Here is a 14,064-nt window from a genome sequence, read left to right as displayed (position 1 = left end):
CCGGGCGCGCGCCCGAATGCGGAGTCAGTGCCCCGAGGGCGCCTGCGGGCCTGCCGGCGTGCCGCCGGAGTCGCCGTCGCGTTCGGCACGTGCCGCGGCGTCGTCATCGAGTTCGGCCGACTCGGCGGCATCGGGCTTGATCGCCATGGCGAGCAGCGCGAGCACGACGAGCACGATGATGAACACGCCGCCCGTCGCGATGGCGGTGAGCACGACGTCGCGCGTGACGCCGATCACCACGACGCCGACGAAGATCGCGGCGATCGCCGCACCGCCGACGTACTCCGCGGGGCGGAGCACCTCGCGGCGGGTCGGCTGGTAGTCGCCTGAGGGCTTGCTCACTGGAGTCGCTCCGATCGGGATGCCTGGGCGTCGGCCGCCGCGGCCCACTTCAACGAGAACCCGCCGATGAGCAGGTAGACGCCGAGCACGACCAGGTAGCCGCCGATGAGGCCGACTGCGGTGACCGTGTCGGGCGGAAGCAGGAGGAAGACGATGGCGAGGATCGCCGTGAACGCGCCTCCGACGATCCAGTCGCGCGCAGCTGCGGTGCGGCCGCGACCGCGGAGGCCCGCGTAGAGCTCCACGAACCCGGTGACGGCCGCCCACGCGCTCACGATGAAGAGCAGGAACGGCAGGCCGCCGGGCACGGTGAGCGCGAGCAGTCCGGCGACGACGGTCACGACGCCGTTGATGGCGAAGAGCGAGCGGATGCCGCGGTCGTCGATGAGGCGCAGGGACAGCGCGCCCAGCACGAGGCCCGACACGACCGCCCAGACGCCGAACGTCGTCAGGCCGAGCGCGGCCGAGTGGTCTTGCGAGAACGTGATGACCACGGCCGGCACGAGGGCGAGGAGTCCGCGGACGACCGGGACGACCCAGTACTGGGCGCGCTCCGGGGCGGCATCGCGGGCGGTGGCCACGGCGACCTCTTTCACTTCGGAGGGGGATACCGGTCCATCCTACGCGCCGCGAGGGCGCGAACCTGAGAGCCCGCAGCGCCCGCGACGACCGCGCCCGTGCGCCGCGTCGCGGTCCGAGCGCGGTCGACGCGGTCAGAGCGCGTTGATGATGTCCTGCACCCGGTCCTTCGCGTCGCCGAAGAGCATCTGCGCGTTGTCGCGCGTGAAGAGCGGGTTCGCGACGCCCGCGTAGCCCGCCGCCATGGATCGCTTGAACACGATGACGTTGGATGCCTCCCACACGCGCAGCACGGGCATGCCGGCGATGGGGCTGCCCGGGTCCTCTGCGGCAGCCGGGTTGACGGTGTCGTTGGCGCCGATGACGAGCACGACCGACGTGTCGGCGAAGTCGTCGTTGATCTCGTCCATCTCCTCGACGACGTCGTAGGGCACCTTGGCCTCGGCGAGGAGCACGTTCATGTGCCCGGGCAGGCGACCGGCGACGGGGTGGATGCCGAAGCGGACCCCGATGCCGCGCTCGCGCAGCTTCGCGGTGAGCTCGGCGACCGGGTACTGCGCCTGGGCGACGGCCATGCCGTAGCCGGGCGTGATGATCACGGTGCGCGCGTCGCGCAGCAGCGCGGCGGCATCCGAGGGCTGGATCTCGTGGGTCTCTCCCTCGACCTCGCCCGACGAGGTGGGCGCGGCGATGCCGAACCCGCCCGCGATGACTGAGATGAACGACCGGTTCATGGCCTTGCACATGATGTACGAGAGGTAGGCACCCGAGGAGCCGACGAGCGCGCCGGTCACGATGAGCAGGTCGTTGTTGAGCAGGAAGCCCGCGGCGGCGGCCGCCCAGCCCGAGTAGCTGTTCAGCATCGAGATGACGACGGGCATGTCGCCGCCGCCGATGGAGGCCACGAGGTGCCAGCCGAGCGCGAGGGCGAGCGCCGTCACGACGACGAGGAGCCACAGCTCGGGCGTGATGACGTACCAGACGGTGAGCGCGACGAAGGCGACCAGTGCGCCGAGGTTGAGGGCGTTCTTGCCGGGCAGCATGAGCGGCGCCGACTTCATGCGCGCCGACAGCTTGAGGAACGCGACGATGGACCCCGTGAACGTGACGGCGCCGATGAAGACGCCGATGAAGACCTCGGCGTGGTGGATGTCGAGGAGGGCGCCGGTCATGCCGGTCTCCTCGAGCGCGCCGTTCCAGCCGACGAGCACGGCCGCGAGGCCGACGAAGCTGTGCAGCAGGGCGATGAGCTCGGGCATGCCGGTCATCTCGACGACCCGGGCGCGCCAGAGGCCGATGGCCCCGCCGACGATCACGGCCCCGGCGAGCAGGCTCAGGCCGAGCGTGGCCTGCGGGGTGCCCCACGCGCCGGTCACGACGACGACGATCGTCGCGACGAGCGCGATGGCCATGCCGGCGATGCCGTAGCCGACACCTGCTCTGGCGGTTTCTTGCTTGCTGAGGCCCGCGAGGCTGAGGATGAACAGCAGCGCGGCGACGATGTAGGCGGCTCCGGCGATCGACGCCGGGGTGAGCAGTGCGGTGGTCTCTGGCACGTTCGGGCTCCTGGTGGGTTCTGGCGTCAGTCGTTGCGGCCGGCGGCCGTCGTGTCGGATGCGCGGCTCTCGGAGGCGTGCCCGCGCGCGAACATGGCGAGCATGCGCCGGGTCACGGCGAACCCGCCGAAGATGTTGATGGACGCGAGCAGCACGGCCACCGCGGCGAGCACCTGCACGACCGGCTCGGGGCTCGTGATCTGCACCATGGCGCCGACGACGATGATGCCCGAGATCGCGTTGGTGACGCTCATGAGCGGGGTGTGCAGCGCATGCGCGACCTTGCCGATCACGTAGAAGCCGACGACGACCGAGAGCACGAGCACCGTGAAGTGCTGGGGGAGCGGCGCGGGGGCCACCGCGTTCACCGCGAACAGCGCGGCGATGCCGAGGGCCACCAGCAACACCTTCTTGACCGGTGTCATCGGTGCGCGCGCCGGCTTCACGGGCTTCGCATCCGGAGCAGCGGATGCCGCGGCGGGCGCCGCCGACACCTGCACGGGCGGGGGAGGCCACGTCACCGAACCGGGCTGCGTCACGGTGACCGCGCGCTGCACGACGTCGTCGAAGTCGAGCACGAGCTCGCCGTCCTTGGCCGGGGTGAGGAGCTTCAGCAGGTTCACGACGTTCGTGCCGTAGAGCTGCGACGCCTGCGTGGGCAGTCGCGACGCCAGGTCGGTGTAGCCGAGGATCGTCACCCCGTTCGGCGTCACGATGCGCTCGCCCGCGACGGAGCCCGCCACGTTGCCGCCCTGTCCGGCGGCCATGTCGACGATCACGCTGCCCGAGCGCATGCTCGCGACATCCGCCGCCGTGATGAGCTTGGGCGCCGGACGGCCCGGGATGAGCGCGGTCGTGATGATGATGTCGACGTCGGCCGCCTGCTCGGAGTACATCTCGGCGGCGTGCCGGTCGTACGCCTCGCTCGTGGCCTTCGCGTAGCCGTCGGTCGACTGCTCGACCTCGACCTCGACCTTCAGGTACTCGCCGCCGATCGACTTGACCTGGTCGGCGACCTCGGGGCGGGGGTCGGTCGCCCGCACGATCGCGCCGAGGCTCGACGCCGCGCCGATGGCCGCGAGGCCGGCGACGCCCGCCCCCGCGACGAGCACCTTCGCGGGCGGCACCTTGCCGGCCGCCGTGACCTGCCCGGTGAAGAAGCGGCCGAACTCGTGCGCCGCCTCGACGACCGCGCGGTAGCCCGCGATGTTCGCCATCGAGCTCAGCACGTCCATCGACTGAGCGCGGGAGATGCGCGGCACGGCGTCCATCGCGAGCGCGGTCACGCCGTGGTCGGCGAGGGCCTGGAGCAGCGCCGGATTGAAGGCGGGGGCGAACACGCCGACGATCGTCGCCCCGGGCACCAGCTCGGCGATGTCGGCCTCGGTGGGCGCGTTGACCATCAGCACGATCTCGCTGCCGAGCGCGGTGCTGCGTGCGACGAGCTCGGCGCCCGCCTCGGTGTAGGCGGAGTCGAGGAACGCCGACCGATCGCCCGCGCCGGCCTCGACGACGACGCGATAGCCGAGCGCGACGAGCTGCTTCACCGTGGCGGGCGTGGCCGCGACCCTCGTCTCGGGGGAGTGCTCGGTCACGATGCCGATCTGGGCCATGCGGTGCTCCTTCACGTCGGCGCGCCCCTCGGTGCGGCGCTGCGGCTTTCGGGCCGTCTCCGCGGGACGCACGCGGACGTGCGATGCGGCGACGGTGCTGCGAGCACCACCCTAGGCGCAGAACGACGCCGAAGGCAGGGCGCATTCGCGCGGACTGCGGCGGGCGCTCCTGGCCGGTCTCGGGTGGTCGTGCTCGGGGGTCAGCGTATGGTCGGCCGCGCGTCGGCGAACGCATGTTTCGACCCGTTCAACGTGAAGGAATCGCAGTTCTTTCATGCAACGGAAATGCGCGACTGCCCAGACGGTCCTCGGGACCCCCAGCCGGTCCTCGGGACTCCCCAACCGAACATGGGGAGCCGCTCCCGATGCCCCACCGGGGCCGGCCGACCGACCATGGGGCTGTCCGGTCGATCGATCGGTTCCACCTCGAAACGAAAGCACCGCCATGAAGACCTTCCTCATCGAACGAGACGTCCCCGGGGCGTCCGAACTCACCCACGCGCAGCTCGTCGAGATCGCCCGCACGTCGTGCGACGCGGTCGACTCCCTCGGCCTGCCCTACCTCTGGGTCACCACGTTCGTCGCCGGCGACAAGCTCTACTGCCTGCACGGCGCGGAGAGCGCCGAGGTGGTGCGCGAGCACGCGCGCCGCGGCGGCTTCCCCGCGAACGTCGTCGCCGAGGTCGTGGCCGACTTCGGTCCGCACACGGCTCGGGAGGCGGCATGATCTCCGAACCGGTCTTCGCGACCGCCGGCGCTCGCGTCGAGCATCTCCAGCGCGCCGGCCGGTTCGTCGACGGTCTCGTCGACCTCGTCCGCCGTCTCGGCGGGAGCCGGGCAGTGGGGCGGATGCCGCGTGCCGCACGCGTCCGCCGACCCCGCGCCCGACCCAGCGCCCGCCTCGTCGACCGCGTCGTCGCCCGTGAGGAGCTGTCGATGCGGCACGCCCAGGAGCTCATGGCGATGCAGCTGCTCGCGCAGCGCCACGCGGCGATCCTCGGCATCGGACTCGGGTGAGCCCGACCGCCGATACCCCGCCGGAACAGCCCCGTGACGCCTACCATGGCGCCATGGGGCTGTTCGAGCGGGCACCCGAGCTCGCGACGATCGAGCGCGAGGTGCGCGGCATCGGCGACGGCGGGCGGGTGCTCGTCGTCACGGGCGACGCGGGCTCGGGCAAGACGAGCCTGCTCGCCGCCGCGTTCGACCGCAGCGAGGACGGGCCGCTCGCAGCATCCGCCCCTCGTCTCGTGCGCGGCCTCTGCGACCCGCTTGCGACGCCACGCCCCCTCGGACCGATCTCCGAGGTGCTCGACCGGCTCGAAGCCCGGCCCGCCTCGCTCGCGGGCGCCGCGGCCCGACCGCTCGGCGACACCGAGCGGCACCTGGTCGACCTCGTGGCCGCCGAACCCACCATCCTCGTCATCGAGGACGCGCAGTGGATCGACGCCGCGTCGGTCGAGGTGCTGCGCCACCTCGTACGGCGACTCGACGCACTGCCGGTGCTGCTCGTGCTGAGCTACCGCGACACCACCGTGGGCGTCGGCCATCCGCTGCTGCCGCTGCTCGGCGAGACGGCCCGCGCCGAACGCGAGACGCGACTGCAGCTGCGGCCGCTCACCATCGACGCCGTCACCGCGATCGTCGGCGAGGCTGCCGACCCGGCACGGGTGCTCGAGGTCACGGGCGGCAACCCGTTCTTCGTCGGCGAGATCGCCCGCCATCCGGGCGACGAGATGCCCGCCACCGTGCGCGACGCGGTGCTCGCGAGCACCGCGCAGGTCGACGGTGCCGGACGCGACATCCTGGAGCTCATCGCAGTCGCTCCCGACGGCCTCGACGACCGCCTGCTGCCGCCCCTCGGCATCGACGTGCCGACCCTTCGCTCGCTCGAGGCCACCGGACTGCTCGTGCGCACGCGCCGCGGCGTCGGGTTTCGGCACGAGCTCGCGCGGCTGGCGCTGACCGAGTCGATCCAGCCCGGTGTCGAGGCGCTCCTGCACCGCCGCCTCCTCGACGCGTTCGAGCGGCTCGGCTCCGGCGACGCCGCCGTGCTCACGCACCACGCCGCGGCCGCCGACGATGGGCCGCGCACGCTCCGTCACGCGACGGTCGCGGCCGAGGAGGCGATCGCCGCGGCATCCCACAGCGAAGCCGTGTCGTTCCTGGAGCTCGCGCTCGAGCAGCTCGACGACGACCCCGACGAGCGGGCACGGCTGCTCGAGGCGCTCAGCACCGAGCAGTACATGGTGAGCCGGCTGCCCGACTCGATCGAGTCGATCTCGGCCGCCCTCCGGCTGCGCGAACAGCTCGGCGACGCCGCCGGCATCGCCGCCGCGCACGACCGGCGGGCGATCGTGGAGTACTACTCCGCCCGGCGCGCGGCCGCCGAGACGCATGCCTCGCTCGCGGCGGCCGCGGGCGCGGGCGGCGACGCCGAGGCATCCGCCCGCGCGACCATGGCCTACCTCGCGTACCGCCGGCACGACCTCGGCGCCGCACGGGGCATCGTCGACGGCACCGAGGCGTCGGCAGGATCGACCGCCCGGCTGCGTCTGTCGATCACGGATGCCGCGGCCGACCTCGTGGAGGGCCGCCTTGCCAGTCGAGGGCTGCTGCTCATGCACGCGGCGACCGCGATCGAGCGCTCGCTCGACGAGATCGGCACGACCGCGTACTCGAACCTGTCGGCGCTCGACATCGAGCACCGTCGGTTCCGGGAGGCAGAGGCGGTGCTGGCGCAGTCCATCCCGCTCACGGTCGAGCGCGAGATCCCGATCTGCTCCCAGTGGCAGACGGGCATGCGTGCACGGTTGCACCTGCTCCGCGGGCGTTGGACGGCCTCGGCCGAAGACGCCGCCGCGATCCTCGACGAGCACGGCGCACCGCTCGCGACGGTGTGGCCGCACCTCGTGACGGCCCTGCTCGCGCTGCGCCGCGGCGACGGCACCGTCGACGTCGACGCGCATCTGGATGCCGCGTGGCGCGACAGCCTCGAACTCGGCGAGTCGCTCATGGTGCTCGCGGTGCTCGCCGCGTACGCCGAACGCTCGTGGACCACCGGCGAAGCCGAGCCCCTGCTCGACGAGGTCGACGCCCACCTCGCGCGCGCCGCCTCGCTGCCCGGCACGGAGTGGGCCGTCGGCGAACTGCTCGTCTGGCTCGCGCGCCTCGGTGCTCGGCGGCACGGGGCCGCGGAATCGGCCGCGGTCTCGGGGCCGCACCGGCTCGAACTCGCGGGGGCCCATGCCGAGGCGTCCGCCGCCTGGGACGCACTCGGCGCGCCCTTCGACGCTGCGCTCTCGGCCGTGCACGGGAGCGCCCCCGAGGCAGCGAGGGACGCGCTCGCGCGCCTCGACGCGATGGGGGTCGACGCGACCGCAGCTCGGGCCAGGGAACGGCTGGCCGAGCTCGGCGTGACGGGCCTGCCGCCCCGCCCGCGCCGGAGCACGCTCGCGAACCCGTCGGGTCTCACCAACCGGCAGCTCGACGTGGCGCGGCTCGTGGCGCAGGGCTATACGAACGCCGAGCTCGCCGATCGCCTCTACATCTCGGCCAAGACGGCCGACCACCACGTGTCGGCGATCCTCGCCAAGCTCGGGCTCGCCAGCCGCCGCGACATCATCCGCTCCGCGGACGAGCTGGGGCTCGGCTGAGCCCCAGCTCATCGGTCGTCTCGATCGGGCAACCTCACTCCACGGCGTCGTCGCCGCGCCTGCGCACCTTCGTGTCGCCCCGCTCGGGGATGAGCTTGAAGTCGGTGAGCAGCTCGCCGACCTGCGTGCCGTCGAGCTTCTTGAGCAGGCGATCGCGCAGGAACTTCGGGCCGGGCAGGTCGACCGCCTCGCCGTCGCGCAGCCGGCTCGTCGCCTTGAGCAGCGCCCGCACGTCGTAGGTCGAGCCGAACACCTCGGGCACGCCGCGGTCGACGCCGAGCAGGCGGTACGCGGCCTCCATGCCCGTGCGCACCGAGTACTCCGTGGTGAAGATGCAGTCCCGCGTGGTCTCGGCGAACTGGCCGATGAACGCGAAGTTCACCGAGCCCTCTGGCACGACGTCGGGCCGATCGCCCGCGTGCCTCGGCATGAAGAACGACGTGACGTAGGGCATCATCACCGGCACGGTGCGCGCGCCGTTCGCCGCGAGCTCGGCGATCTGGTCGACCGGCACGCCGAGGTGGTACAGCCATTCCTGGGCGATCTCCTCGCCCGTGCACTCCGACATCGTCTTCTTCACGTAGTCGCCGGGCACGTCGACGAAGAGGCCGTACACCCAGACCACGATCTGGTCGCTCGGCTGCTGCTTGAAGTGCGGCTGCCGGTTGACGGTCCAGCTCATGAGCCAGCTCGAGTCCTTGGCGGTCACGATGCCGCCGGTCACGACGCGGCCGCTGAACGGGTCGCGCTTCGCGATGCGCTCGATGTGCTCGGGGATGCGCGGGTCGAGCGTGGTGACGGTCGCCGATTCCCACTTGGTCTTCTCGATGTCGCCGGCGAACACCTCGGGCCGACCGAACGCGTCGTGCTTGGCCGCGATCCGTCGCCAGAGGTCCCACGCGGGTGCGGGGCCCGTGTCGAGCTTCGCGGGCGTGTGCTGGTCGCCGTCGTTCGAGTTCTCGGTGAGCGAGCCGATCGTCGCGAGCACGAGGTCGTGCTCGCCGAGGTCGACGCCGCCCTCCTCGCCGTCGCGCACCCAGTGGATGCGCGTGGCCTGCTTGGCGCCGTCTTCACCGGCGGCGCCCTCGGAGAACGTGAAGTCGATGTCGGTGACCTCGGTGGAGAAGTGGAAGGTGACGCCCTGGTCGAGCAGCCACCTGTACATGGGCAGCACGAGCGACTCGTACTGGTTGTACTTCGTGAACTTCAGCGCCGAGAGGTCGGGCAGTCCGCCGATGTGGTGGATGAACCGGTGGAGGTAGAGCTTCATCTCGAGGGCGGAGTGCCACTCCTCGAAGGCGAACATGGTGCGCCAGTAGAGCCAGAAGTTGCTCGCGAGGAAGTCGGCGCCGAACACCTCGTCGATGCGCTTGCCCTCCATCTCCTCGCGCGGGGCCATGAAGACCTTGACGATGTCCTTCTGGGCGGCGTCGCTCAGCGTGAAGAGGTTGTTCGTGTGCGCGTCCTGCCCCCGCTGCTCGGTGACGCGGCAGAGCGAGAAGTTCGGGTCGTCCTTGTTGAGCCAGTAGAACTCGTCGAGCACGCTCGCTCCCTCGACCTCGAGCGACGGAATCGTGCGGAACAGGTCCCACAGGCATTCCATGTGGTCCTCCATCTCGCGACCGCCGCGGATGACGAACCCCTTCTTCGGCTCCTTGATGCCGTCGAGCGCACCGCCGGGCAGCTTGAGACGCTCGAGAATGGTGATCTTCTCGCCGCTCATCTGCCCGTCGCGGATCATGAAGACGGCCGACGACATCGAGGCGAGGCCCGCCCCGACGAACCACGCGGACTTCTCGTCGACCCCCTCGGGCTTGCGCGGTCGTGCGAAGGCCTCGTAGTTGCCGTTGCTGTAATACATGCATCTCCCCCCGGATCGTGCACTGCGACGGTGCGCAGCACCGCTCTCCACGCTAACGGCCGGATGCCTCGAACGCACGAGGTGCGCGGTGCACGTCCGTCCGTCTTCACCTGAACGTCATCGGCGGCGGCGGATGCTACGTTCGGATATCGAACACCGAGGTCGAGGAGCGTGCCGGCATGGCCGAGGAGCGGGCGAACAGCGCCGGGTCGCAGACGCTGAGCCGTGGCATCCGACTGCTCGAACTGCTCGCCGACGCCGACCGCAACCTCTCGATCGACGAGCTCGCGGCGCAGCTCGGCGTGCACCGCTCCGTCGCCTACCGGCTGCTGCGCACGCTCGAGGACCACGGGCTCGTCGCACGCGACAGCGGTGGCCGCATCACGCTCGGCACCGGTCTCGCGGCGCTCGCCTCCGGCGTGGCGCGCGACCTCCAGCAGGTCGCACTGCCCGAGCTCAGCGAGGTCGCGAACGAGCTCGGCATGACCTGCCTGCTCGCGGTGCAGGTCGACGCCGACGAGGCGGCCACGCTCGTGAGCGCGGCCCCGCGGCAGAGCATGGCCGTGGTGTCGTACCGGCCGGGCCACCGGCATCCGCTCACGCGCGGGGGCCCGGGCAAGGCGATCCTGCTGTCGCTGCCCGAGCACCAGTGGGCGGATGCCGCGCCGCCGGCGTTGCGCGCCGAGATCGCCGAGAGCCGCGAACGCGGGTACGCCGTGAGCCACGACGAGGTCGTGCCGTCGCTCCGGTCGGTCGCCGTGCCGCTCGAGCTGCCCGGGCAGCCGCACGCGGCGATCGCGGTGATCCACGTGTCCTTCTCGCGCCCCGAGGCCGAGATCGCCGCGCGGCTCACGCTCGCGGCCGCGAGCGTGCGTCGCGCCTACGGCGCCTGACCGAGTTCGACGAGCGCGGAGCGGCACACCGCGGACATCCGGATGCCGCGCGCGACGGCTGGGAAGCAGGCGAGTAGGGTCCCCGCATGAGCGAGCTCAGCAGTGTGCAGACCGTCGACGCGTTCATGCGCGCGTTCCGCGAGCAGGATCGCGAACGCGCGGAGAGCCTGATGGCCGAAGATTTCGTGTTCACGAGTCCGCAAGACGATCACCTCGACAAGGCGACCTGGCTCGAGCGATGCTTTCCGACCGCCGATCATTTCGACCAGCCGGCTCGAACACTCGAACTCGTCGAGGTCGATGGCGTCGTCCTGCACCGTTACGAGTACGCGGTGAACGGTCGCAGGTGGCGCAACGCCGAGGCGACGACGGTCGTCGACGGCAGGGTGCGCGAGGTGGAGGTCTACTTCGGCGGCGCGATCGACTGATCGACTCGGATGTCGCAGCAGGGCCTCACCGCGCGAGCAGCGCCCCGCGGAAGAACTCGGCCAGCTCGCCGCTCGCCGTCAGCGGCAGCACCTGCGCGACGTAGTGGTCGGGCCGCACGACGACGACCACGCCGTCGCGCGACAGCCCGCGCGTCTCGAAGATGTCGTCGTCGGCGTCGACGCCGTAGACCTTCTCGTAGTCGGTGAGCCCGAACGGCCCGGTCGCGGGACGGAACACGGCCGGCGTCTCCATCAGGTCGACCTCTCCGTGCGGCTGCTGGTACACGACCTTCACGTCGAACACGTCGTCGAAGCTCGCTCCGGCAGGCACGTGCACGCGGAGCGGGGAGTCGGATGCCTCGGCGAGCCAGGTCGCCCACGTCGCCAGCGCCGAGTCATCCGCCCGCGAGATCGCGCCGTCGGCGAACGCGTAGATGCGCCACCGTCCGTCTGCGCGGTGATGATGGCCCAGGTGCACGGGGTTGCCGTCGCAGACGCGCGCGACCGGCGACGACTTGAAGCGCTTGCCCACGGGGAACCCGGTCGCGAGCGCCTGGTGCTCGTCGCCGGCCACGATCATCGACGGCGTGTACTGCGTCATGAAGCCGGCAGGGAACTCGAAGGTGCGCACGTAGAAGTCCTCGAGCTCGGCCGGGTCGCCCAGGTCTTCGGGCTTGGTCGCCATGAGCCTCGACCATTCGCGGTCGAAGTCGATGAGCTCCTTCGCGACCACGTGGCGCTCGGCGTGGTACGTCTCGAGCAGCGACGCGTCGGCGCGGCCGTCGAGCACGTGGCCGAGCTTCCAGCCGATGTTCCAGCCGTCCTGCATCGACACGTTCATGCCCTGGCCGGCCTTCGCGCTGTGCGTGTGGCAGGCGTCGCCCGTGATGAACACGCGCGGCGTGCGCGTGCCCTGCTCATCGAGGGGCACGTCGTCGAAGCGGTCGGTCACGCGGTGCCCGACCTCGTAGACCGAGTGCCACGGCACGTTGCGCACGTCGAGCGTGTACGGGTGCAGGATGTCGTTCGCCTTCGCGACGACCTGCTCGAGCGTCGTCCTGCGCACGGCGCCGTGGTCGTCTTCGGCGACCTCGCCGAGATCGACGTACATGCGGAAGAGCTGGCCGCCCTCGCGCGGGATCAGCAGAATGTTGCCCGCCTCGGACTGGATCGAGCACTTCGTGCGGATGTCGGGGAAGTCGGTTACCGCGAGCGTGTCCATGACGCCCCAGGCGTGGAACGACTGCGCTCCCACGTGCTGCGCGCCGATCGCCTCGCGCACCTTGCTGCGGGCGCCGTCGGCGCCGACGACGTACTTCGCGCGCACGGTGCGGCGCTCGCCCGTGAGCTCGCCGTCGAGGGCGACCGCGTGCGAGGCATCGCCCGCTCCGGTGCCGACGCCGGTCGCGCGCTCGAGCGTGACGGTGACGGGATGCTCCGGCAGCTCGCCGTCGGGGCCGGGCTGCGCGACCTCGAGGCCGACGAACTCCCATCCGTAGTCGGGCACGAGACGGCCGGGGGAGTTGCGCGCGTACTCGGCGAAGTAGTCGAGCACGCGCGCCTGGTTCACGATGAGGTGCGGGAACTCGCTGATGCCGGTGGGGTCGTCGGGCGTGACGGCGGCGCGGTGGATGTTCGCGGGCTGCTCGGGGTCGGGCTTCCAGAACGCCATCTCGGTGATGCGGTAGGCCTCGGCGATGATGCGCTCGGCGAACCCGAACGCCTGGAACGTCTCGACGCTTCGCGCCTGGATGCCGTCGGCCTGTCCGATCGCGAGGCGGCCGCCGCGGCGCTCGACGAGTCGGGTCGACACGTTCGGGAACTGGGCGAGCTGCGCGGCGGCGACCATGCCGGCCGGGCCGGAGCCCACGATGAGCACGTCGACCTCTTCGGGCAGTTCGGTCGGGCGGTCGAGGCCGATGCCGGCCGCGGGCTGCACCCGGGGATCTCCGGAAACGTAGCCGTAGTGGTGGAACTGCACGGGTGGTCCTCACGTCGTCGTGGTTCAGATACCTTTCGTGTTCGATAAACGAACGAGGCATTCTGATATCGCTCAGACAGTGTAGATCGCGGGCTCGACGACGACAAGCGGATGCCGCGGCATCCGCTCGCTCTCGGGCGGCCGGTCACCGACACGACGTGCGCCGGCGCAGTGCGCCCGCCACCGGCATCCGCTCACCGGGAAGCAGGCTCAGGCCTCGGGAACCGGCATCCCGAACCGTTCGAGCGTGATGTCGACCGGCTCCGGGCCGCGCCGCACGCCGACGTCGAGCGCGTCGATGCGCGCGAGCTCGTCGTCGGTCAGCTCGAAGTCGAACACGTCGAAGTTCTCGGCGATGCGTCGGGGACTGACCGACTTCGGGATGGCCGAGCGCCCTTCCTGCAGGTGCCAGCGCAGCATGACCTGTGCGGGCGACTTGCCGTGCGCCGACGCGATCGCGCCGATCGTCCGGTCGTCGAGCGTGCTGCCGCCCTGGCCCTCGCGGTAGAACGTGATGCCCCCGATCGGCGACCACGCCTGGTTCAGGATGCCGCGTTCCGCATCGAGTGCGAGCAGGTCGCGCTGCTGGAAGTACGGGTGCACCTCGATCTGGTTGACCGCGGGCACGACCTCGGCGACCTCGAGCAGCGCCTCGAGGTGCTCGGGCATGAAGTTGCTCACGCCGATCGCGCGGACCTTGCCCTCGGCGTACAGGATCTCGAGCGCGCGGTAGGCCTCGAGCGTGCGATCGAACGCCGTCGGCAGCGGCTGGTGCAGGATCAGCAGGTCGAGCTGCTCGAGGCCCAGCTTGCCCGCCGACTTGTCGAACGCGTGCAGCGTCTCGTCGTAGCCGTAGTCGCTGATCCAGACCTTGGTCTCGACGAAGAGGTCGTCGCGGTCGATGCCCGAGGCCGCGATCGCGTGTCCGACCTCGCGCTCGTTGAGGTAGGCCGCCGCGGTGTCGACGTGCCGGTACCCGACCCGCAGCGCTTCGGCGACGGCCGCCTCGGTCTCGGCGGGCGCCGACTGGTAGACGCCGAAGCCCAGGGCGGGCAGCTCGACGCCGTTGTTCAAGGTGAGGGTGGGGATGTTGCTCATGACCTCGACGCTACGCTCGCCGTCCGACCGCCGGGAGGTTCCGTCGGTACCCGTCAG

At 71.2% G+C, this 14,064-nt stretch carries 12 protein-coding genes; 5 read left to right on the top strand and 7 right to left on the bottom strand.

Annotated features, from left to right (window positions below):
- Positions 1–24: 24 nt before the first annotated feature.
- From ACFVS8_RS16225 to ACFVS8_RS16210, 4 genes are all read right to left on the bottom strand, one after another.
- Entirely contained in the window at positions 25–342 is a 318-nt protein-coding gene (locus ACFVS8_RS16225; protein WP_387064475.1) for a hypothetical protein, read from the bottom strand.
- Complete coding sequence (locus ACFVS8_RS16220; RefSeq protein ID WP_387064472.1) at positions 339–923, bottom strand: HdeD family acid-resistance protein; 585 nt, start codon at positions 921–923, stop codon at positions 339–341. Before ACFVS8_RS16220 ends, ACFVS8_RS16225 begins: the two co-directional genes overlap by 4 nt.
- 132 nt (positions 924–1,055) lie before the next feature.
- Entirely contained in the window at positions 1,056–2,477 is a 1,422-nt protein-coding gene (gene pntB, locus ACFVS8_RS16215) for a Re/Si-specific NAD(P)(+) transhydrogenase subunit beta (RefSeq protein ID WP_387064470.1), read from the bottom strand.
- Between the two features lie 26 nt (positions 2,478–2,503).
- The gene (locus ACFVS8_RS16210; protein WP_387064467.1) at positions 2,504–4,090 is read right to left on the bottom strand and encodes a Re/Si-specific NAD(P)(+) transhydrogenase subunit alpha; all 1,587 of its coding nucleotides are present in this window, start codon (positions 4,088–4,090) and stop codon (positions 2,504–2,506) included.
- A gap of 445 nt (positions 4,091–4,535) precedes the next feature.
- Between ACFVS8_RS16210 and ACFVS8_RS16205 the strand changes: the two genes are divergently transcribed.
- From ACFVS8_RS16205 to ACFVS8_RS16195, 3 genes are read left to right on the top strand one after another with little or no spacing between them, the layout of a single operon-like run.
- Positions 4,536–4,817 (top strand): DUF4242 domain-containing protein, encoded by a 282-nt coding sequence (locus ACFVS8_RS16205; RefSeq protein WP_387064464.1) that lies wholly within the window; start codon positions 4,536–4,538, stop codon positions 4,815–4,817.
- On the top strand, positions 4,814–5,107 hold the full coding sequence (locus tag ACFVS8_RS16200; RefSeq protein WP_387064462.1) for a hypothetical protein: 294 nt from the start codon (positions 4,814–4,816) through the stop codon (positions 5,105–5,107). The genes ACFVS8_RS16205 and ACFVS8_RS16200 overlap by 4 nt, the downstream gene beginning before the upstream one ends.
- A gap of 53 nt (positions 5,108–5,160) precedes the next feature.
- Positions 5,161–7,746: an ATP-binding protein gene (locus ACFVS8_RS16195; protein WP_387064459.1), complete on the top strand. Its 2,586-nt coding sequence runs from the start codon at positions 5,161–5,163 to the stop codon at positions 7,744–7,746.
- 34 nt (positions 7,747–7,780) lie between these two features.
- Here the strand turns inward: ACFVS8_RS16195 and ACFVS8_RS16190 are convergent, their stop codons facing one another.
- On the bottom strand, positions 7,781–9,607 hold the full coding sequence (locus tag ACFVS8_RS16190) for an oleate hydratase (RefSeq protein ID WP_387064456.1): 1,827 nt from the start codon (positions 9,605–9,607) through the stop codon (positions 7,781–7,783).
- A gap of 179 nt (positions 9,608–9,786) precedes the next feature.
- On the opposite strand from ACFVS8_RS16190, the gene ACFVS8_RS16185 reads away from it, so the two are divergent.
- Both ACFVS8_RS16185 and ACFVS8_RS16180 read left to right on the top strand, forming a co-directional pair.
- Positions 9,787–10,500 (top strand): IclR family transcriptional regulator, encoded by a 714-nt coding sequence (locus ACFVS8_RS16185; protein ID WP_387064453.1) that lies wholly within the window; start codon positions 9,787–9,789, stop codon positions 10,498–10,500.
- A gap of 86 nt (positions 10,501–10,586) precedes the next feature.
- Positions 10,587–10,928, top strand: coding sequence for a nuclear transport factor 2 family protein (locus ACFVS8_RS16180; RefSeq protein WP_387064450.1), 342 nt, complete (start codon positions 10,587–10,589; stop codon positions 10,926–10,928).
- A gap of 25 nt (positions 10,929–10,953) precedes the next feature.
- Here ACFVS8_RS16180 and ACFVS8_RS16175 read toward each other — a convergent pair whose 3' ends face one another.
- Together ACFVS8_RS16175 and ACFVS8_RS16170 are read right to left on the bottom strand one after the other, a co-directional pair.
- Positions 10,954–12,909, bottom strand: a complete 1,956-nt coding sequence (locus tag ACFVS8_RS16175) for an FAD-binding monooxygenase (RefSeq protein ID WP_387064447.1) — start codon at positions 12,907–12,909, stop codon at positions 10,954–10,956.
- Between the two features lie 210 nt (positions 12,910–13,119).
- Positions 13,120–14,007 (bottom strand): aldo/keto reductase, encoded by an 888-nt coding sequence (locus ACFVS8_RS16170; RefSeq protein WP_387064444.1) that lies wholly within the window; start codon positions 14,005–14,007, stop codon positions 13,120–13,122.
- Between the last annotated feature and the right edge of the window lie 57 nt (positions 14,008–14,064).

It is taken from the genome of Agromyces sp. NPDC058110 (assembly GCF_042884735.1).
Lineage (GTDB): Bacteria > Actinomycetota > Actinomycetes > Actinomycetales > Microbacteriaceae > Agromyces.
Note: the sequence above shows the minus strand (reverse complement) of the source record. Positions and strands in the feature narration are given on the sequence as shown.